23 protein-coding genes, 1 tRNA gene, 1 pseudogene and 1 riboswitch are annotated in these 20123 nt (G+C 48.2%); of the genes and pseudogenes, 10 read left to right on the top strand and 15 right to left on the bottom strand.

Annotated elements, in window-relative coordinates:
- Positions 1-101 precede the first annotated feature (101 nt).
- From thiC to ACYQ2N_RS22405, 6 genes are all read right to left on the bottom strand, one after another.
- Positions 102-1379 carry a phosphomethylpyrimidine synthase ThiC gene (gene thiC, locus ACYQ2N_RS22380; protein ID WP_460001653.1) on the bottom strand — a complete coding sequence of 426 codons (1278 nt, stop codon included), beginning with the start codon at positions 1377-1379 and terminating at the stop codon, positions 102-104.
- 18 nt (positions 1380-1397) lie between these two features.
- Entirely contained in the window at positions 1398-2552 is a 1155-nt protein-coding gene (locus ACYQ2N_RS22385) for a thiamine phosphate synthase (protein WP_460001654.1), read from the bottom strand.
- Complete coding sequence (thiH, locus tag ACYQ2N_RS22390) at positions 2549-3676, bottom strand: 2-iminoacetate synthase ThiH (protein ID WP_460001655.1); 1128 nt, start codon at positions 3674-3676, stop codon at positions 2549-2551. Before thiH ends, ACYQ2N_RS22385 begins: the two co-directional genes overlap by 4 nt.
- A 13-nt stretch (positions 3677-3689) precedes the next feature.
- On the bottom strand, positions 3690-4490 hold the full coding sequence (locus ACYQ2N_RS22395; RefSeq protein WP_460001782.1) for a thiazole synthase: 801 nt from the start codon (positions 4488-4490) through the stop codon (positions 3690-3692).
- A gap of 18 nt (positions 4491-4508) precedes the next feature.
- Entirely contained in the window at positions 4509-4709 is a 201-nt protein-coding gene (gene thiS, locus ACYQ2N_RS22400; RefSeq protein ID WP_460001656.1) for a sulfur carrier protein ThiS, read from the bottom strand.
- 144 nt (positions 4710-4853) lie between these two features.
- Positions 4854-4958, bottom strand: a riboswitch (TPP riboswitch).
- Positions 4959-5032: 74 nt separating this feature from the next.
- The gene (locus ACYQ2N_RS22405) at positions 5033-6040 is read right to left on the bottom strand and encodes an asparaginase (protein WP_460001657.1); all 1008 of its coding nucleotides are present in this window, start codon (positions 6038-6040) and stop codon (positions 5033-5035) included.
- Positions 6041-6240: 200 nt separating this feature from the next.
- Here ACYQ2N_RS22405 and ACYQ2N_RS22410 point away from each other — a divergent pair, with 200 nt between their 5' ends.
- Positions 6241-7218: a glycosyl hydrolase family 18 protein gene (locus ACYQ2N_RS22410; protein ID WP_460001658.1), complete on the top strand. Its 978-nt coding sequence runs from the start codon at positions 6241-6243 to the stop codon at positions 7216-7218.
- A 58-nt stretch (positions 7219-7276) separates the two neighbouring features.
- Here the strand turns inward: ACYQ2N_RS22410 and ACYQ2N_RS22415 are convergent.
- Positions 7277-7480 (bottom strand): annotated as a pseudogene (locus ACYQ2N_RS22415) (thioredoxin family protein); the annotation flags it as partial.
- A 12-nt stretch (positions 7481-7492) separates the two neighbouring features.
- Positions 7493-7939: a thioredoxin family protein gene (locus ACYQ2N_RS22420; RefSeq protein WP_460001659.1), complete on the bottom strand. Its 447-nt coding sequence runs from the start codon at positions 7937-7939 to the stop codon at positions 7493-7495.
- 213 nt (positions 7940-8152) lie between these two features.
- Here ACYQ2N_RS22420 and ACYQ2N_RS22425 point away from each other — a divergent pair, with 213 nt between their 5' ends.
- Positions 8153-8434 (top strand): late competence development ComFB family protein, encoded by a 282-nt coding sequence (locus ACYQ2N_RS22425; protein WP_460001661.1) that lies wholly within the window; start codon positions 8153-8155, stop codon positions 8432-8434.
- Positions 8435-8672: 238 nt separating this feature from the next.
- Here ACYQ2N_RS22425 and ACYQ2N_RS22430 read toward each other — a convergent pair whose 3' ends face one another.
- Positions 8673-9020, bottom strand: a complete 348-nt coding sequence (locus tag ACYQ2N_RS22430) for a hypothetical protein (RefSeq protein ID WP_460001662.1) — start codon at positions 9018-9020, stop codon at positions 8673-8675.
- A gap of 37 nt (positions 9021-9057) precedes the next feature.
- Between ACYQ2N_RS22430 and ACYQ2N_RS22435 the strand changes: the two genes are divergently transcribed.
- Positions 9058-9732, top strand: coding sequence for a Crp/Fnr family transcriptional regulator (locus tag ACYQ2N_RS22435; protein WP_460001663.1), 675 nt, complete (start codon positions 9058-9060; stop codon positions 9730-9732).
- Here ACYQ2N_RS22435 and ACYQ2N_RS22440 read toward each other — a convergent pair.
- Complete coding sequence (locus tag ACYQ2N_RS22440; RefSeq protein WP_460001664.1) at positions 9691-10578, bottom strand: hypothetical protein; 888 nt, start codon at positions 10576-10578, stop codon at positions 9691-9693. The two genes, ACYQ2N_RS22435 and ACYQ2N_RS22440, sit on opposite strands and share 42 nt — an antisense overlap.
- Positions 10579-10734: 156 nt before the next feature.
- Between ACYQ2N_RS22440 and ACYQ2N_RS22445 the strand changes: the two genes are divergently transcribed.
- Positions 10735-12981: a DEAD/DEAH box helicase gene (locus ACYQ2N_RS22445; RefSeq protein ID WP_460001783.1), complete on the top strand. Its 2247-nt coding sequence runs from the start codon at positions 10735-10737 to the stop codon at positions 12979-12981.
- 55 nt (positions 12982-13036) lie between these two features.
- Complete coding sequence (locus tag ACYQ2N_RS22450) at positions 13037-13264, top strand: hypothetical protein (RefSeq protein WP_460001665.1); 228 nt, start codon at positions 13037-13039, stop codon at positions 13262-13264.
- Positions 13265-13347: 83 nt separating this feature from the next.
- On the opposite strand, the gene ACYQ2N_RS22455 is transcribed toward ACYQ2N_RS22450, so the two are convergent.
- From ACYQ2N_RS22455 to ACYQ2N_RS22465, 3 genes are read right to left on the bottom strand one after another with little or no spacing between them, the layout of a single operon-like run.
- On the bottom strand, positions 13348-13728 hold the full coding sequence (locus ACYQ2N_RS22455; RefSeq protein WP_460001666.1) for a RidA family protein: 381 nt from the start codon (positions 13726-13728) through the stop codon (positions 13348-13350).
- A 28-nt stretch (positions 13729-13756) separates the two neighbouring features.
- Positions 13757-14167 carry a hypothetical protein gene (locus tag ACYQ2N_RS22460; RefSeq protein ID WP_460001667.1) on the bottom strand — a complete coding sequence of 137 codons (411 nt, stop codon included), beginning with the start codon at positions 14165-14167 and terminating at the stop codon, positions 13757-13759.
- A gap of 2 nt (positions 14168-14169) precedes the next feature.
- Positions 14170-14868 carry an HAD family hydrolase gene (locus ACYQ2N_RS22465; protein WP_460001668.1) on the bottom strand — a complete coding sequence of 233 codons (699 nt, stop codon included), beginning with the start codon at positions 14866-14868 and terminating at the stop codon, positions 14170-14172.
- A 724-nt stretch (positions 14869-15592) separates the two neighbouring features.
- Here ACYQ2N_RS22465 and ACYQ2N_RS22470 point away from each other — a divergent pair.
- The 3 genes from ACYQ2N_RS22470 (at position 15593) to ACYQ2N_RS22480 (ending at position 18075) form a co-directional block, all read left to right on the top strand.
- On the top strand, positions 15593-15817 hold the full coding sequence (locus ACYQ2N_RS22470) for a hypothetical protein (RefSeq protein WP_460001669.1): 225 nt from the start codon (positions 15593-15595) through the stop codon (positions 15815-15817).
- A gap of 181 nt (positions 15818-15998) precedes the next feature.
- Positions 15999-16709 (top strand): response regulator, encoded by a 711-nt coding sequence (locus ACYQ2N_RS22475; RefSeq protein ID WP_460001670.1) that lies wholly within the window; start codon positions 15999-16001, stop codon positions 16707-16709.
- Positions 16702-18075, top strand: a complete 1374-nt coding sequence (locus ACYQ2N_RS22480) for a sensor histidine kinase (RefSeq protein ID WP_460001671.1) — start codon at positions 16702-16704, stop codon at positions 18073-18075. The genes ACYQ2N_RS22475 and ACYQ2N_RS22480 overlap by 8 nt, the downstream gene beginning before the upstream one ends.
- A 5-nt stretch (positions 18076-18080) precedes the next feature.
- On the opposite strand, the gene ACYQ2N_RS22485 is transcribed toward ACYQ2N_RS22480, so the two are convergent.
- Positions 18081-18320 carry a zinc ribbon domain-containing protein gene (locus tag ACYQ2N_RS22485; RefSeq protein WP_460001672.1) on the bottom strand — a complete coding sequence of 80 codons (240 nt, stop codon included), beginning with the start codon at positions 18318-18320 and terminating at the stop codon, positions 18081-18083.
- Positions 18321-18507: 187 nt separating this feature from the next.
- Between ACYQ2N_RS22485 and ACYQ2N_RS22490 the strand changes: the two genes are divergently transcribed.
- Positions 18508-18583: transfer RNA gene (locus ACYQ2N_RS22490), tRNA-Ala, on the top strand.
- 99 nt (positions 18584-18682) lie between these two features.
- Here the strand turns inward: ACYQ2N_RS22490 and ACYQ2N_RS22495 are convergent.
- Positions 18683-19069: a hypothetical protein gene (locus tag ACYQ2N_RS22495; protein ID WP_460001673.1), complete on the bottom strand. Its 387-nt coding sequence runs from the start codon at positions 19067-19069 to the stop codon at positions 18683-18685.
- 151 nt (positions 19070-19220) lie between these two features.
- On the opposite strand from ACYQ2N_RS22495, the gene ACYQ2N_RS22500 reads away from it, so the two are divergent.
- On the top strand, positions 19221-20000 hold the full coding sequence (locus ACYQ2N_RS22500) for a tetratricopeptide repeat protein (protein ID WP_460001674.1): 780 nt from the start codon (positions 19221-19223) through the stop codon (positions 19998-20000).
- Positions 20001-20123 lie beyond the last annotated feature (123 nt).

The raw sequence follows: 20123 nt of genomic DNA on the forward strand, positions 1-20123 counted from the left end.
CCTCCTTCTCAGAAATAGCCTGGACATGCGAGCAAAGGTGCGGTCCGTGGTGTGCTTACTCTAAAGATCAGTAACGTCTGCAGCACTTTTCGTTGATTAAGCTAAAGAGTTGCTAATCTGTTCATCAGCCTCATCGAGCACATCTCCCCGCACATGGTACAACTGTCTTCATGCTCAGGTGCTGATTCCTTCCGGTAGCGCTGAGCCTTTTCCGGGTCGAGCGCCAGCGTAAACATCTTATCCCAATCCAACGCCTGGCGCGCTGTACTCATCTCCCGATCCCACTCTGCCGCTCCCGGAATCCCTTTGGCAATATCGGCTGCATGAGCGGCGATTTTCGAGGCGATAATCCCTTCATGCATGTCTTCAAGGGTCGGTAATCTTAAATGTTCAGCTGGGGTCACATAGCAGAGGAAATCTGCCCCGGCCTTCCCGGCCAGTGCTCCCCCGATGGCACTCGTAATGTGGTCATATCCTGGTGCGATATCCGTAACTAATGGCCCTAAGACGTAAAAAGGCGCGCCATGGCACAACTTCTTAGCCAGTTGGACGTTAGCCTCCACTTCATGGAGAGGGACATGCCCCGGCCCTTCAATCATAACTTGCACATCTTTAGCCCACGCTCTCAGAGTAAGTTCCCCCAAAACGATCAATTCCTCGATCTGGGCCGCATCCGTGGCATCAGCTAAGCTTCCAGGCCTACAGGCATCTCCCAGACTAAGAGTGACATCATACTCGGCGCAGATCTTAAGCACTTCATCGAAATACTCATAGAAGGGGTTTTCCGCGTGGTTAAGTTCCATCCAGGCGTAGAGCAGGGAGCCGCCGCGGGATACAATGTTAGTAAGGCGCTGCGTACGCTTGAAGTGCTCCACGGTTTGCCTGTTAAGCCCGGCATGAACAGTGACAAAATCTACTCCCTCTTGAGCGTGCTTCTCGATCACAGCCAAAAACTCTGCCGGTGTGATATCCTCAAGTTTTTTCTGCAAATACCCCACCGCATCATATACAGGCACAGTTCCGATCATAGCAGTAGATTCGGAAATCAATCGTCGGCGGAATTCTTCCGTTTGCCCGTAATTACTTAAGTCCATAATCCCTTCCGCTTTCAGAGCCAGGGCTTTTTCCACTTTTGCCAGCTCATTTTCGATGTTGGCACAGTCTTTGGAAATTCCCAAATTGACATTTATTTTCGTCCTCAGTCCTTCTCCGATACCTTCAGCCTCAAGACTGTGGTGATAATGATTTGCCGGAATTACCACTCTGCCCTGCGCTACTTTGCGCCGCAGTTCTTCCGCTTCCATATTCTCTTTTGCTGCCACAATCCGCATTTCCGGGGTGATCTCCCCGCGCCTGGCAGCAGTCATTTGTGTTGCCATCCTTTCACCCTCTCTCTGCTACACCCTTGACTCAGGGCTTAGCATCATTTCCTGCAGGGATCTTATTTTCCCTGTGATGTCGGGACTGCCCACTATCTCTGTCACCAAGGCCACTGTCCTGGCGCCTGTCCGCACCACCTCAGCCAGATTGTGTTCTTTGATGCCCCCGATAGCTACGAACGGAATTTCTATATGCGCAGCCACATAGCGCAAATAATCAAGGCCAACCGGAGCACAGACATCTGTTTTCGTATGCGTCTGATAGAGAGGCCCGACACCGATATAATCCGCTCCCTCTGCCACAGCAGCCTGGGCCTGCTCCGGGGAATGCGTAGAAATCCCGATCATTAACTCAGGTCCGACCAGTTCCCTTACCACTGACAGCGGCAGGTCGTCCTGCCCGATATGAACCCCATCGGCAGCTACTGCCAGAGCTAACTCGACATGATCGTTAACAATGAACACTGCCCCAGCTGCGTCCGTCAGACGGCGAAGTTCCAGGCATTCCCGATACATTTGGTGCTGTGTTTTCTCTTTTTCCCGGTACTGCAGAATTTTTACCCCTGCCTCCAGGATTTCTTTGGCAACCTCTAGGTTGCTCCGGCCCAGGGAATGCCTCTCCGCGGTTAGAGCGTACAAACCTGACGGGAGGCTTTTCCTTGCGGCCTTGTCTTCTCTGGGACTTAGCGGGTAGAGATAAGGAGCGAGCTCAAGCTCTAAATTATATGAGGCAAAGCGCAGCTTTTCCGTTTCTTTAGCCAGGGGCCGTTCCCCCAACAGATGGGCTGATTCTTCCAGCACGCGTAGTCCTTCCTGAACCCGTTTGAGGTTAGCAAGCAACAGACCCTCGAAACCTACCTTGCAGTCTAAACCCTGTTGCTGGCTAATGAACAGCCCCGGATCACGCGCAACATCTCGTTCACTCAGAAGCCTGTGCTGTAAGTCTCGGAAAGCCTCGCGCACTGCGTGGCGCATTCCTCTTACCTTAAGGCACTGTTCCCCGTCTTCCAGGCCGAAGCGCAAAACATCTTCTACAACCCTAAGCCCCTCAGCCACCCGGTTCAGATTCGCATCCATCAGACGCAGTACGAGCACGGAAGGTTTTTGAACTCTTGAACTTCTCGCAGTCTCAGAAGCGTTTTGAACGGGTGAAGCTCCTTGAACTGTATTCACCTGCCTGCACTCCCCTCGATGCCCTTCAAGTTGATCCAGTCGCGATATACCGGCTGGTAACCGCTCCGACTAAGCATAGAAGCGATCTCTGGTACAGAGCGCTCATCCGCTATTTCAAACTGTGTGCTCCCGGCCGTGGATGCATACCCGCCGACAGATGTTAAAGAACCTGCGGACATTCTGGTTACCCCCAGAGGAAGCAAGGATTCCCGCAAACGGGGGCTTTCGCGGGTAGATACTGTGATACCGGCGCGCGGCAGATAAAGCCGGTACGCCAGTATGATCTGCACCAGGGCAACGTCCGTTACCGGGCTTGACTGGGGCTGAAAACCACCCACATGCGGCCTGAGCCTGGGCACAGAGAGAGCGATTTCTACATCCGGGTAGGCCTTGTACAAATATTCCGCATGCAGTGCGGTTGCCCAGGCATCTTCCCGCCACTCTCCCAACCCGAGCAAGGCACCGATATTAACACCGGGAATTCCGGCCCGGCAGGCTCTTTCAGGTGCATCCAAACGCCAGCGGTAGTCGCGTTTGGGCCCGGCAGGGTGAACTGAAGCATAGACCTCTTCATCATAAGTCTCCTGAAATAAAGTCAAGGAATCCACTCCACCTTCATAGAGATCTCTATATTCCTCTTCTGCCAAGGGATAAACCTCAATTCCCAGAGATGCAAAGTAAGGACGAAGGCGTTTTACACAAGCCTGAATGTACGCGGGGCCGCTATGCTGACGCGACTCCCCGGTTAAGAGCAGAAGGTGCTCGATCCCAGTAGCCGCCAAGGCCTGCCCTTCTAACTCTACTTCCCCGAGGGTAAGCTTACGCCTTTCGATTGAATTCCTGCAATTGAAGCTACAATAGAGACAGCTGTTAGCACAGTAGTTAGCTAGATACAAAGGCGCAAACAGGGATATTGTCCTGCCGAAATTCCGGACGGTTAACTGACGGGCCTTGTGCGCCATCTCTTCCAGCAAGGGAAGAGCTGACGGGGACAACAAGGCCATTAAATCATGAGGATCTAACCGTTCACAAGCCAGAGCCCGCTTGACATCACTCTCCTGGAAAATATGATCTTCGAGAAAAGCCAGTTTCTGACGCTGCGCTTTAAGATAGTCGTAAAACATCACTGCACCATCCTCAGTCAACCGTTAATGCTTCATGCAAAAAGCCCGTTAGGGGGGACGAAGCCTGGGCTTGCTCTGTGCGCGCTCCCGGGCCGGAAAGATGTGCCAGACGCCCCGCCTCCACCGCCAGCCGGAAAGCCCTGGCCATTGCCACGGGGTTTTCAGCAGTGGCGATAGCCGTATTAACGAGTACAGCCGCAGCCCCCATCTCCATTGCCTCCGCCGCCTCAGACGGACGACCAATTCCAGCGTCTATGATCACGGGTAACGGTATTTCCTCAATTAAAATTTTAATTAACTCCCGCGTCTTAAGCCCACGGTTGCTCCCTATCGGCGCTCCCAAGGGCATCACTGCTGCCGCCCCAGCTTCAAGCAGCCTCCGGGCCGTGCTTAAGTCAGGGCTAACATAGGGCAGAACAGTAAAACCCTCCTTCACCAGGATTTCTGTAGCTATAACCGTTTCAAAATTATCCGGCAGTAAGTAGTGCTGGTCACGGATCACTTCAATCTTGACCCAGTCCCCGCAGCCTGCCGCCCGCGCCAGACGGGCAATACGCACCGCTTCTTCGGCCGTGCGGGCACCCGAAGTGTTGGGCAAGAGTACCAGACCGTCCGTTAGATAATTGAGAATATTTTCTTGCGGATTCTGCCAATCCACCCGTCTCAAGGCCATCGTGACCACTTGGGAAGCGGCAGCCTCTATAACCGAGGGAACTACCGCGTGCGCCGGAAATTTCCCGGTACCGACGAATAAACGGCTGGTGAGCTTAACCCCGCCTATTTCCAACCAATCTTCAACCGACACAATCGGCATGTTTACCTGTGTCACTTTTTACCCACCTCCCAATAATACAAGAACTTCCAGCTTATCCCCTTCATGCAAGAGAGTGCTGGGCCACAACTCGCGTTCGAGAATTTCCCCGTTATACTCCACGACTGTCCATGCTTTGAAGTTTTTCTGGCCCTCCAGCCACGCGCGCAAAGCGAGGCCATCCTGAATCTCGACTTCCTTGCCGTTCACGGTAATGTTCATATTTCCCCCCCTCGTACTTATCTCTGCTAGTAGCCCCGGATAACATAAATCCTTAGCGCCAAGTCCGCTGGCCTGATCTTGCTATCGCAAAAAAAGAACAGCTGCCCGTGGGCAAGCTGTTCTTGGAATTCCGATATCACAAAAAAATCGGACTTCAGGCTTTCCTACGCTGGTTCTAACCAGATCAGGTTCAAAGGGTTAAGAGTTCCCTCTTTCTCAGCCCCGAACGGGGCACCCCTAGCAGAAATTTAGTTGTTAAGATCTCAGTGAGACCCTTGAATTTAGTATAGTACACATTGCTTAAGGTGTAAACCTTTATTTAGTTATTTTCCCTTAATATGCCCTTCCGCGACTCCCCCACTGATCAGGATAGATTTCAGCCGTTCAGGTGTAGTTCCCCAAGCTAAGGCAATCCCCATTAAAAGCCTTACTTTCTCCGTTGAAAGATCAGACGCAAACCAAGCACCGGCTTGTTCCAAATCCGCGCCCCCGCCGGGATAGCCGTAAACTGGAGCAGTGCGGCCAAATAAGCAGCGTGAGCTTATGACTACCGGCACACCTAAACTTACGGTATTTTTAATCTCCGGCACTAGTTGAGGGGGGAGGTTGCCCCTGCCAAACGCTTCGATCACAAGCCCGGAAAGTTCGTGTTTAACCGCTAGCCTTATCAGCTCAGGCGGCATGCCAGTATAGGCCTTGATGATCCCGACCTCAGCCAAGTGCAGAGGCAGTCCCAGCTTGACCGTTGGTTCCGGCCGCCGGTGCCAGATCACTTCCCCGTTATCAATATTCCCCAAGGATCCTATTTCTCCGGAACTGAAGGCGTCTACGCTGCTGGTGTGCAGCTTGCGCACATCGCGGGCGGCGTGAATCTCCTCATTAAGCTCAATCACTACTCCCCGCCCCCGGGCGTGTCTGTCAAGAGCAATCAACATTGCTCCCCGCAGGTTACGCGGCCCGTCAGAATCCCGTTCAGATGCATCGCGTTGCGAAGCGGTTAGAATGATCGGTCGGGGATCTCTAATCGTTACATCCAAAAAGTAGGCTGTCTCCTCCAAAGTGTCAGTTCCATGCGTAATAATTACTCCCTGGAGGTTTGCGTCTGCGCTAAGCCTCCGCTCTACTTCCCCTGCCAAATCAAGCATGCGTGTCGGCGACATGTTGCAGCTGGCCAAATTGCTAAAATCAAAAACTTCCCATTCTGCTTCTGTAGCCAGAGTTGGCAAGCTCGTAAGCAAATCTCGACCGCTCACCGCCGGGACCGCCTTGCCGAACTGATCTTTGCGCATGGCAATGGTGCCGCCGGTAGCAATAAGCAGAACCTTTCCCATGATTTATTCACCTCCCCGAAATTCGCGGTTCGATATTCGATGTTCGTAGTTCGATTCTAAGGGCATGCACTAACTGAATTAATTTTCTCGTTGTACAAGAAAATTTCTACCTACGTCCTACATATTCTTATCTTAAAAGGAGGCTCAAAAACCCATTTTTTATAATTTTTTTTAATAAATATCTAAGGGGGAATACAAACTTGGCTAACTGGAGCGAACAAGCTAAAAACCTGACCGAAAAACGGTTATGGGTTCTCGGGTATGCTGCCGAGGATTTTCCGGGAGATACACGCTCATTACAAACTCTAAGACAGTTAGGCAGCAGTATCGATGTTTATGCAGATTTCGCTTATTTAGTCCAGCCTGATGCCAGTTTTAGGGGCAACCTGAGCACTAGTTTGTGGTCTGAAGCTAGAGCACGAGGCATCGCGCCTCTGATTCTCTTCCATAACTTTAGCGGCTCCCGTTTTGACTCCCAGTTAATTGGGGGTGTTCTGTCCTCGCCTACTCTTCAGCGCTCCATGATTAACAACATTTTGGAACTAACTCCCCTGTCAGCAGCCGGCGTACATTTAGATTTTGAGGCTATCTTAAAGGAGCACAGAGTTTTATATGTCTCATTTCTCGAATCTATGGCAGCTGCTCTACACAAGCGTGGGCTTCTTCTAACTCTTGCCGTTCCTGCCAAACGCTCGGAATGGGAAGGCCCGGGGTATGATTTTGCCGCCATTGGCCGCATTTGTGATGCAATCACGATCATGACCTATGACGAGCACTATAGTGGCGGAGATGCCGGACCGGTTGCCAGCCTGCCCTGGATGACCCAGGCACTCGATTATGCCATTAAACACATTCCGCGCACGAAAATCCTTGTCGGCATCCCTGTTTATGGTTATGATTGGTCTAATGAGTCTACGCGCATGATCCCAATGCGAGATATTCCGGAGGTGGTTGCTAAGACTCAAGCACGCGTCCTCTGGTCTGACCCAGCGGTCGAGCCGTATTTCTATTATTGGCAGGAGCGTCAGAAGCATACAGTCTGGTTCGAAAATGAAATTTCCGCTAAAGTGCGTTTCGGATTTGTCAAATCCTACCGCCTGCGCGGCATCGCCATTTGGCGGCTCGGGTATGAAAACAACCGTTTCTGGCAGGGACTAGCCAACAAACTTAAACGCTAGCGTAATAAGAAAAACCTCCCGCGGGAGGTTTTTCTTATCGGCAAATTACTTATCTTACTTACTGTACAGCTTTCATCAAATTCTTGACAAACACAGCTTCCGGAACTGCTCCCTCAAACTGAACATCTTCATTAATAACTGACTTGGGAACGCCATATACATTATATTTTTGGGACAGATCCGGATACTCAGTTGCTTCAATCGATTCAGCCTTAATATGTGAATTAAGCATGGCAAACTGGTGAGCCGTGCGCACGGCACGGGGACAATGCGGTCAGGTAGGTGTGACAAAGACTTTAATTGTCACATCTTTCTGGACAGATTCAACCTGTTGGATTACATCTGCAGTAAGCTTAATCTTACCGCTGGAAAGATCCGCTAAGTCTTCAATAAGTACCCCGAACTCATACCCGGAAGGAATACCATAAAACCTTACCCCGGTATCAGTTCCTTCTTCCTTCTCCAGTACCAGAGCAGGAAAATACTGAACATTATATTCCTTAGCCTTGTCTTCAGTAGTAGCCTTGTGGACAACTAAGTTCAACTTATCGCTTAGACCCACGACTTCCTGAGCAATCTGCTCCGTCTCTGAACAATACATGCACTCTCCCGGCTCACTGGGATCTTGCAAGAAGAGACGGAGAGTTACCGGATTAACCAGTTGCTGGGAAAAATAGTCCTTGATTGCGGTAGCATCCTTCTCGGACAACAACTTAGCCAACCTTACCCCTCCTTAAGTTGAATTGATAAAAAACCACGTTCTTTTACTCTGTCTTAGCCTTAGCCGAACGTGGGAATTTTATGTCCTTTATTATAACGGACTAACAAACATTTGTATACCCCTTATGGGTATATTACGGGAAAATTTTGCTTGTTCTGGCGTTAACAAACCATTAAGATAACATTAAGGAATAAAAACAAAGGAGGCATTACCATGTACGAGTTAAAAAACCATACCGAAGCAGTTGTCCGGCAGGCACTCCAGGATTATTTAAAGCGGAGCAAGCTTCGTTGCGGCTGTGAGCGCTGCCAGTCCGACATCATGGCTATGGCCCTTAACCGCTTGCCTGCCCGCTATTATGTCTCTCTGCGCGGGGAAATTCTGACACAGTGGGAATCCCAGGCCTTGCCTGATCAAGCCCGCGTCATGGCCGAAGTAGTGCGGGCCTGTCAGCAGGTCGATGCTACTCCTTCACACGATCAAGAAATCGAATGAATCAGTCAGCATTAATGAGAATAATAACAGTGAAAACGGCTACAACCAACAGGAATAAGACCTGAAACGGGGTCTTAATCACCCACTGCAAGCGTATAGGGACGAGTTCCAGTTCCACTCCATTCCCCCCCTGCTTAGATTGCCCCTGCGTTCGATATTTTAATGCGTATGAGAGACTTTTTCAGGAAACTCAATTCAGTTTATGCGAGTGCAAGCCCCTCACGCTACACTGCTAATCTTAAACCCGGCGGAAGCTCCACCAATAACTGTCAAAGCGGAAATTAAAGCTCCCGCTATACTTTTCTATCTTCCGATACTGAACTAAGGAAAAAAAGATTTTGAACCCTCCGTCATTAGCGAGCTCAAAATAGATATCATCAAGAGTCAGATGCCCTGCTTCAATTCTGTTTTCCCGTCTGATAACTGCAGTTACCGTAATTTCTGCTTCCACTAAAACAGTTATCTCATCGTTTTTCAGAGAAACCTGCCACTTAGAATTTATTAATTCCTGTAAAATGTCCTCTAGGTTCTTCTCTTTCAGGTTATAATCTTTGTATTCCGTTCCCGCCAAAAAACTCTCTCCCATATGAACCCTCCTATGTTTAATGAAATGAGGTCAAGTCGTGATTCCAGTTGACGAACTTTTGCGGTTCCCCCTCTTATCTTCTTTGCAGCCGGAGGATTTAATTCCACTGCTTCCGCACCTCAAGCAGCGCCATGTCCGCAAAGGGCAAATCCTCTTTACGGAAGGAGAAATGGGCTCTAACGTCTATTTTGTGCTGTCCGGTCAAATAAAACTCAGTAAAACCCTGGTTGACGGAGATGAACAAATACTCGACTGGTATGGACCGAACACCAGTATTGCGGAAGAATTGCTGCTAGAAGGCGGGTCATATCCCGCCTCTGCCGAAGCTGTAGCAGAAAGCACGCTCTTAGTTCTGAACAACAAAGCCATGCCGGAAATAGTCAGGAGCCACCCCGCCATCGCCCTTGCTTTAATCCGCACCTTAAGCAAAAGGCTGCGCCTTGCCCAAGAATTCATCAGGATTTTAACCAGCCGCTCCACTGCAGGGATCCTGGCAGCATTGCTCTTGCGCCTGGCCCGTCCGGGAAGCCAACCCGGCCAGCCAATATATGTTGATGCCACACTTACCCACCGCGACTTGGCCAGTATGATTGGAACTTCACGGGAAGTTGTGAATCGTACGCTCAGCAGTTGGAAAAAAGCAGGAATCATTTCTCTGCGCCAGGATCGTTTAGAAATCCTCAGGCCGTATGAACTTGCTGACTGGCCTTAAGCTCTGGCTCTCTGCGCCCGGTCTTAAACTCTCAAACTCTCCCACGATGCGCCAACACGCTTCCCAGCTAAGATCCTGCCGCCGCCAGAAAATCATGGCGGCGCGCAGTTTTTCTGCGCTTTCTTCAGCTAGCAGCAAAGCGGACGGATTGCTTCCGCCCCACGCCTGAAACCACTGCTTATAGCAGTGCACGTATTCAGGTGCTTGAGTGCCTAAATATTTATAGGCATAAGCACCGGCCAGCGCGTGCAGCATGGGTTCATCCCCGCTGCGGGCGAAACTCTTTCCGTCCAGGTCTAAACCGGAAACCAAGAGCAGCAGAAATAGAAAATGAATCCGCACCGTAAACCTTAACTTTTCCGGATTTAACTCTAGAATTTCTGCCAGTTGACTGAGAGACTTGAGAAATATTTTAACAGAACTTTCCCGTACCGAACACACCCCAAACGCATTAAGTTGGACTGGAAAGAGATCCTCAATGGCATTCTCTTTTAAATTTTGGAGCAAGTCTTTTTCCGCTTGCAGCATGCGCTGTTCTTTTGTGACCAATTGCTCAGAGCTGGTGCGCAGGAAAGACTCGGCGTCATGCGGACGTTCCGGCAGTTCTTCCGTCCATTCGCGCAGCCGTGACCGCCGTGGCAGCAGCACATCGAGGAGCGAACCCGTCTCGGCCAGTAAACGGTTAAAAGCACTTTGGACCTTTTCCGGGTCGCGGTAGAAGCCACGCATTAAGTTTTCGGCAGAGCGCGGAACCTCCATTGACTCTTCAAAGCGAATAACCGGCTCTCCGCCCTGCTCCGGGAATTTTAGCCCCATAGCTTGTTCGATCTCCGTCCGCAGCGACACCCCTCATTCCTCCCTTTAGGCCCTGCCTCTTGTTTTCATCATATGGGAGATATTTTTAGTTCAGACCATCTATCATCCTCGAATATACGTAAATTTGACCATATTACCAAGGTTTGCTAAAATAAGGGGGACTCTTGGAGAAACGGGTTGAAGCAAATGTTAGGACGCACCTACCACGGTCTGGTTTTAGATCCTTTCCAGACTGAAGCCTTAGCCGCAATCGATGCTGGGAAATCTGTGATTGTGGCAGCACCTACCGGAACCGGCAAAACTTTGGTGGCTGATTATTTAGTAGAACAAGCCATGCAAAACAAGCAGCGGGTTATTTATACTGCTCCGATTAAGGCTCTGAGCAACCAGAAATTCAAAGATTTTAAAAATGAATTTGGGCCTGAGGCCGTAGGTATAATGACGGGAGACGTTGTACTCAATCCAGCGGCTCCCCTTTTGATTATGACTACGGAAATCTTCCGCAATCAGGTGATAACGGAAGATCCTAACCTTGCTGTCGTCTCACATATCATCTTTGATGAAATCCATTGGCTTAATGATGAAGAACGGGGCACAGTCTGGGAAGAGTCAATTATTCTGGCCCCACCCCATATGAAAGTCTTAGGCTTAAGCGCCACCATCGCCAATGCCCGTCAATTGGTGGAATGGATATCTTCGATCAGGAAGGAAGAAGTAGCCTTAATCGAGGAAAAAGAGCGCGCTGTTCCTCTGGAATATTTCTATTACAGCAAAGATACCGGCATCGTTACCTATGATAAGCTCTGGAAGTTTTACCGCCAGCAGCGCAAGCATGCGCTCACAGAGAACCCTTTTGCCAAGACGACGCACTTGGATTTAATTAAGACCATCGAAGGGAAATATCTCCCCCTTCTTTTCTTCGTGTTCAGCCGCAAGCAGTGCGCCGGGAATGCCAAAGAACTTGCGCGCACCGCCAACTATTTGAGGCCGCACCAGCGCCGCCAGGTGGAAGAAGCTTTTCTTAACCATTTCGGGCCTGAGGAAAATTGGTCCCTGTCAACAAGCCAGCTCAAGCGCCTGTGTGCTAAAGGGATAGCCTTCCATCATGCCGGGCTCCTCCCTGTGCAAAAAGCAATCGTGGAAGAACTGTTCCAAGAGCGGCTGATTCAAGTCCTCTACTGTACCGAGACGTTTAGCGTAGGGATAAACTACCCGGTGAAAGCCGTATGTTTTGAATCGCTTAACAAATTTGACGGTCGCAATTTCCGGCCCCTGGCCAACCATGAATTTTTTCAAATGTCCGGGCGTGCAGGAAGGCGCGGGATTGATGAAAAAGGATATTCTTTCGCCCTCATTGATTTTACTTGGTTTGAGAAAAATCCTCCTCCACGTTTTCAAATCGACCGTCTCGAACCGCTTGCAAGCCAATTTAAGCTCACATACAACACGGTCTTAAACTTAACCTCTACCCTTAACTATGAGCAAATCCGGATCTTTTTTCAGAAAAGCTTTGCGGCTTACAGTTCTGTGCTGGCAATTGCTCACATCAATGAGCAATTAGCCCTCCTGTCTGAGAAACTGAGTAATACGAGCGTAAACGGCTGCGAGCATGTAAGCACCTGGCACTGCCCCCTTAAACACTATCCAAAGCTCAAAGAGTTTGAGCGCTTACAGCGCGTCTACCGTTCCTTAGGCCCACGCAAACAACATCGCGCTTACGGTAAGGCGATGGCCCGTAAAATCCAGTCCTGGGAAAAGCTTCTGGCCAACCCTCCCCAACAATGTCCTGCCTCCCGCCAAACCGTCTGCCGGGATGAAACCCACTCCTATCAAGCCCTGAAGCAAGAATATCAGGAGTTGGAGCAGACGCTGGCAGTCCTTCCCGGAGAGAACTCCTTCCTGGATGAATTTGAGATTAAAAAAGGTCATTTACGTCAACTTGGTTACCTACGAGAGAATGAAGTGCTTCCCCGCGGGGAATGCGCGGGCCGGATTTACGTGCAGGAGCTTTTAGTAACGGAACTCATCTTCTCCGGAATTTTCGCAGATCTTGATGATGACCAATTAAATGCCTTACTCTCCGCGGTAGACTTCGAATCCCGCAAGAATGACTTCTTTCACAAAGTTGAAATCCTTGATTGGACTGATGTCAAAAATCTTGGCCGTTACCTTCAAAGTGTGTGCGGACAGGATGCTGTGCGCTATGACCCAAGGGTGGCAATAATTACTTATCAATGGAGCCGTGGGCTGTCCTTGACCGAAGTGCAGAAATTCTGCAATCTCGATGAAGGAGATATCATTAGCGTGTTTCGGCGCACGATTGACCTTCTGCGGCAGATGCGGGACGCCGTAAGTGACCCCGTTTTGCGCACCCGCTTGAAAACGTGCATGGACAAGCTCGACCGGGATGAAGCTGCCGTGCTCGAACTATAATATCTCTGTATATTTTTCTTCCGATTGTCTCATAATCCCTACTGAGGTGATTTAAATGGACTACATCGTCGGCCTGAAAAACGACATAGAGCTGCTCAGCCAAGAACAAGCCGAACGCAGGTATCTGGAATTGCTAACGATGGGCTATCATGAAGATGACATCGTGATGGCAGCACCGGTTCAGGTGCAGGTTAATGTCGACATCGGAACAGTTAATCCCCTATACCCAAATTACGGTGAAGAGCATACTCCACGTCAGCCTATGACTGTCAACCCTACTTAAAGTTTAGATTATGGCTCCAGTTACCGCATAACTTGAAAAGACTGCCCTTTCATAGAGAGCAGTCTTTTAATGCATACTCATCCTCACTGTAAGTATGCGATAGCTTCAATCTCAATCTTCACATCTTTCGGTAGACGGGCTACCTGTACTGCTGAACGAGCCGGTTTGTGCTCAGTGAAGAAACGACCGTATATTTCATTGACCGTGGCAAAATCATTCATATCCTGAAGGAAAACCGTGGTTTTAACCACTTGCGTCAAGGATGAACCAGCTGCTTTAAGTACCGCTTCTAAATTCCTCAAGGCCTGTTCAGCCTGCTCAACTATACTGTCCCCGATAAGCTGTCCTTCCGGAGTAAGGGGTATCTGCCCGGACGTGAATACGAGCTTGTCTAGCACAATAGCCTGGGCATACGGTCCGATAGCAGCAGGCGCTGCGGTTGTAGAGATTGTTTTTGCTTGCATTAACTAACACTCCTTTGTAAATCCAGTCTTAGTATCTCTCCTCAAGACTTCCGCCATACAATGAAATCCGATAATTATGCCATACATATAGGCGAAATTCCTCAGCACAATTGCAGGTTGAAGTGTGAGTGCAGAAACCCACCTCAAGCTTACCTAAGAGATGATGATGCAGAATATGGACATTGACACTCAAGTGGTTAACAAGTTCAGTCTGGCGCATGTATTTACGTACAGTTATATAAAGAAAAATGAGGATTGCTCCGGCTGAAATCAGTCCCTTGTCAGGGAAAACCCACGGTAGGCAAACTACCGCAACGCCCAGCAGAACTGCGCTCACAAACCATATAGTTTCCAGCCTCTTTGCCGCCTGTAATTCCCGATATCGACGCATGAATTCCTGAAATAAAAGCTCTATGTTTGGTGCAAAGACCGCCTGCATCTCTATGCGAAATTTCCCTGTAAGATTAATTTTACTAAGTCGGCTAATTCCCCGTAATAGTCAGTCTCGATCCCAGTTGCAGGGATTCCGACCAAGAATGTCTTCATCCCGGTCTGGCGGGCGGCTAAATCTTCCACAGGGTGGTTCCCGACCATAAGGCACTCCTCGGGCACCATTCCAAGTCTCTCCGCCAATTCTTCGAAAAAGCTGGGGTGAGGCTTACACGAGTGGAAATCCTCAATTGACGGAATCAGAGAAAAATCTTCAGGAGTTAGCTCTGCCCAACGGATACGTTCTTTGATAGCACTTAAGGGCATAACCGGGTTTGAAGCCACTGCCGTCACAAAGCCTTGCTTAACCGCACTTAAAACCGCTTTTTTCCCTTCAGGATTAGTTTTGGCCAAACAACGTAAAGCGGGAAAGTCTGTTTCATAAAACTTTTCGAATATGGGCCATAGAGCATTAAAGGGCTGCCCCGTTGCCTTGCCAAAATCGTCAAAAAACGTCTGTAGGTTGGTGCGTCCAGGCTTTGGTTCCCTAACCATTACTTCCGTGGAACGCAGCAGCTGTTTTCCAAAACGGTCAGGCGAAAGCAGGTGGGCAAAACGGGGTACCAGAAGTCCCACATAATTGCGCATAAACTCATCTTGGTCCATCAGGGACAAAGTTCCGTCCAAATCAAAAAGAATCGCTCGAATCATGACATGTTCCCCCTTCATCAGAGGTAAGACTTACAATTTATATGCATACCTAATATATTATTCTCTATTAGCCGCTTGTTTCCTCCTCCTTCCTCAATTTTTTAGCACGTGGTTGGCAACAAACAAAAAAAAAGCCCTTCCCTGGGCTTAATAATCTCCCGCAGTCTGCCTACGACCGCTCCAATAACAGAGTGGCGACCGCCGGGGCGTCTCCCCCCTGGGCTGCAGTCACAGGGGTTGAAACGTGCTCTTTTTTTTGCCTAGGACAGAGTCCTTCCCAAAGTTAACCGTAGGTAATGGATAATTCTAAGCAGAGACAAAGATCTGAACAACGAATCATTCTTGCGGCCAATCGCCTAAAAATTGGTACGAGTATCCTCGCTCCCCTATCGGCTTATCCAAACAAGCGGTCTTCATCCGGGAAGCCAACATCCCTCCCTCCTGGCAAACTCTGGCGCGAACCCCTTCCTCCTCCTGCGATTGCGCTCGCTTTCGTGGCAACTCATTGCCTTATTATTAATCTGGATAAAAGGTTGTCCGCTTTACTATCATTTATTTCTCCGCTGAGATCAAAACTCCTTGAGTATATAATGACTAATTGGCACAAGTTTTGTCGTTTTTACCCTCTCAATGCTTTTAACACCTCATTTGCATGCTTTGACCTATAATCGGGTAATTTATGTTAAGAGCACCATTTAGAATTTTCCATTGAGGGGGAATTTTTATGCCTGATTACATGCCTGACAGGGATGCACCTAAAGAATTAAGAGCCATTGGCGGGGAGTGCAGTTATTTTACATCAGCTTATCCAGAGGAACGGGTGCATGACTTAATGGGCTCACCCACTATTAGCTGTGATATGTGCCAAAGATGGGACAACGGTTACTGTGATATTTTCTTGCGCGAAAAATACGGAGAGTCTACAGAGGATACCCCGCGCATAAACTAACTCTTCCCCGGTCCAAGTCAGGGCCGGGGTGGTTTTTTATAATAGACTTTCACGAATAGGAATGCTTGCTATCCATTTCACATTGACTTGCTATTTTATTTCACAATAGATACTATATAGTAAGCCACTCATCAGTGAGAATTAGTAATCGTTGAGTATTAACTTTTAGGAAGGGATTTCTATGAAAATTTTAGTGGTGGAGGATGAAAAAAATATTGCCAATGTTCTCAAAGCCTACCTGCAACAGGAAGGCTTTCAGGTAACTACCGCCGGCAATGGCCTCATCGCCCAGGCGCTCTTAAAAGAAAACGACTACAACCTAGTTGTTCTCGATCTCATGCTTCCCGGCCTTTCCGGAGAAGAACTTTGCCGTGAGATCAGAAGAACGTCCGCTACCCCGGTAATCATGCTTACAGCCAAAGTGGAGGAAGAAGACCGGATCAGAGGGCTAGGTCTGGGCGCGGATGACTATATTTCCAAGCCTTTTAGCCCCAGGGAGGTTGTTGCCAGGGTGAGAGCTGTTCTAAGAAGAAGCACTGGTACTTCAGCCCCTCTGGCTGATGTTGTCACCTTTGACAACGGTGTAACCATTGACAATATCCGCCATGAGGTCAAAATAGCTGAGAAGGACATAGCCCTTACTCCTACTGAATTCAAGCTTCTTGGGGCTCTGTCCAAATTCCCCGGTCGAGTATATTCCCGCAGTCAGCTTTTGGAAATAGTACAAGGTTATGATTACGGGGGGGATGAACGGGTTATTGACGCTCATGTTAAAAAATTGCGGCAAAAGATTGAGAAAGTACCGGGAAAACCACAGATCATTCTGACCGTTTTCGGCATCGGATATAAATTTAATCCCAACGTGGAGGACGCGGGGGAAGATAATGCTTAAAAAGCTTTTCCTCGCCACTACGGCAGTTGTTCTGCTTGCCTTGCTGTTAAGCGTTCTATCTGTAAACCTGGTATTTAATCAAGAATTCAGTAAGTACTTGTCTCAGACTGTTGAGTCAGTTTTAACTGATTTGCCCGCTAGGCTCAGCACCCTCTATCAAAACAAAGGAGGCTGGGATCGCTCCGCCTTGAATGAACTGAGCAAGTCCTTGCCGCTGGGTACGGAAGTAACGCTCCTGGACTCTCAGGAAAGCACTGTCGCTGTTTTGAGCAACCCTGACACCGACATGATGTCTCAACATAGTACCATGATGGGAATGGGACATTCTTTTGCAGAATGGAAGAGTAAGACGATCGAAATTGTTACTCCTCAGGGAATTGTTGGAACAGCGCGCATCGTGTATCCTGCCGCCCCCAGGGTGCTCAATCCCCAGGATCTTTCATTTCAGTCCGCAGTCCTGCGCTCTCTTGTCCTGGCAGGAGTTCTTGCACTCATCTTGGGGATTTTGCTGAACTTTCTGATTACCAGGCACCTGGTGCGACCACTCAAACGCTTAACCGAAGCCGCCCATCGCATTGGTCAGGGACGTTTTGATGAGCGGGTTGTTATCTCTGCTAAAGACGAAGTCGGCACGCTGGCACAGGCATTTAATTCTATGGCTGACCGTCTGACACATCAGGAAAAACTGCGCCAACAATTCACAGCGGATATTGCTCATGAACTGCGTACACCCCTAACGTCCATCCGGAGCTATATTGAAGCATTTCAGGACGGAGTTCTCCCTCCTAACGAGCAAAACCTCTCTGTCTTAAATGAAGAGATCGATAGATTAGTAGGTTTAGCCACCGACCTTAAAGATCTGAACATCTCGGAGATGGGCGCTCTTCAACTGCACCTTAGTCTAATCAACCTCAAAGATCTCCTAAAAAAAGTGGCCTATAACCTTAGCCCTTTGATCAAAGAAAAGGATTTAGATGTCGTATGGAACCTACCGCCCGCTCCTGTTGAATTAGAAGGAGACGAACGCCTTCTTACCAGGCTGTTTTATAATATCATTCACAATGCTTATAAGTATAACTCTGAGCATGGGAGAATTACGATAATACTCGATCAAGCACCTGATAGCATAGAAGTGCGTATTAAAGACAATGGACCAGGAATAGCCCCCGAGGATTTGCCATTTATCTTCGAACGTTTTTACCGTGCAGATAAATCCCGTTCACGCGCCAGCGGAGGCAGTGGCATCGGACTAGCTCTGGTCAGTCAAATTGCCCGCCTGCACCAAGGCTCAGTCGAAGCCTCCAGCACACCGGACGTAGGCAGTGTGTTTTGTGTAAAACTACCAAGAACTCAGAAGAATCGGTAGTTACATTAACCACCGAAGAATACGTCAAGGATACTACCCAAGTTATCTTTACCCTCAAGAATTTCCGGATTGTAAATTTCGGTGAACCCGCAAGACTGGCAAGATACGGCGATAAACTCATTGTGCTGGATGTCAAACATTTTGGAAAGGCCTGTTCCCGTAGCGGCAAATCTCTTCGCCAACGCCCCGTGATTCCCACACTTTACACAGACGAATCTTTGAGCTAATTGTTCATCTAAATCCATAGTAACACCTCCTACCAGATTCTTTACGATAACATTCGGCATTTACTATAAGATTCCTGCAGTACTGAAACAATTCCCAGACTCAGACATTGTTATTCCTCAATATTTAGGTATTAAATAAATTATCTCGCACAAATACTCGTACAGGCTTGAAAATTCTCTAACATCGTTTATAATTTACTTGTATGGGGGTATAGCTCAGCTGGGAGAGCGCTAGAATCGCACTCTAGAGGCCAGCGGTTCGATCCCGCTTACCTCCACCAAAAATATAATTCCTAAAACCCTTGAAAATCAAGGGTTTTTTTTCTTTTTTCTTTTTTCTTTCGCCTATTCGTTAGGTGCTTTCACCAGATAAATATCCTTTATCTCTTGATCATGTTTTCCATTTGCAAAGCTTCAACCTTTGTTTCTAAACTTTTAATCCGAGTTTTAATTTCCTCGTTAAATTGCTGTTGAGTCCCACGCCAATCATAATAAAGAACATCTAGCTTCTTGCCGAAATCCGTTTCCATACGTATTTGCGATTCTTTTACCCCGATCAGTTCAGATTTTACTTCTGAGAGTTCAGATTTAATCGTTGTTACCTCGGATTTTACTCCTGAGAGTTCAGATTTAATCGTTGTTACCTCGGATTTTACTCCTGAGAGTTCAGATTCAACGCCCGTCAAACGAGACTCCATACCGTCTAACTTAGTAAGAACTTTCCCAAAATGCTCAAGCATTAAGTTTTGAAATTTCTCATTTTCCATCCCAGCACCTCTCTTACTCAAAGTGATTAAGTTAAGTATACCACTACCCTTACCTAAACCCAATGGTTTAATCGTAATTTTCCCATAATCATCCAAGAAGCGGTTCTAATTCTCTTCTAAGACTCGTAAATATTTGAGGGAGGGGATAGAAATGCAGCAAGTAAAGTATGATCCAGAAATCCTTTACGTACAAAAACTCTATTTCTTCCTATTTTTGGCCACCTTTTCCTTGCTGACTGCAATACTCATTAGCTGGCGCTTTGGGGTACAAGGAGGTTTCTTTGCTTTTGGCATCGGGTTAATACTTTCCTATGTCGTTATGCTAAAAAAGAAAACTTTTAATGCACCCCAAAAGAAAATTACAGTTCAAAGAATGGCGCGCGAGATTTCTCAGGACTCAAGTCCGCTTGCCATCGCCCGTTTTGCCAGTCAGCTCTATTACTATTTACATGAACCGAGTCAAGCCATTTCTTTACTGGAGAAATTCCTGTCCAGCCACGACCCCCTGCTCTGTGCCACCTTTGCGGACATACTGTTTAAAGAGGGCCGTTCCAAACAAGCGCTCTCTATTGTAAGGGACAACCCCTATGCACTGATTGATCCTCTGCTGCTCGCAACCCAAGGGCATATTCTGAGACAACTCGGCAAGATTCCCGATGCTGTGCGCATGTACGAACGCAGCCTGCGCCTTGCGAAAGAAGCGGGATTTCCGCATAACGGAGCACATTGGTTCACCCAGCGTTTGCTTAGTTTAGCTTATACAGGGAGTATTCACCATGCTTTAGCAGATTGTTACCTCTCACTTAAAGATTCAGAAGCAGCCAAACAACATTACCGTGCCGGAAATATACGTTTTCTCGATCTGACTTTTTGGCGTTTTCCTAGCCAAAGTCACGGCCATACGGCAAAAACCTACACGAAATCCCGGTAGTTCTTCAATCTTTTCCCTTCTTTGCCCTGTTTGACTTACTAATTCCAACAGTTTTCACATACTAAGTTACATATAATTAAGATAAAGCTAGTCCATGTGCCAAGATACCTGGCTAAAAGAGAA

The organism is Paradesulfitobacterium aromaticivorans (assembly GCF_054657415.1).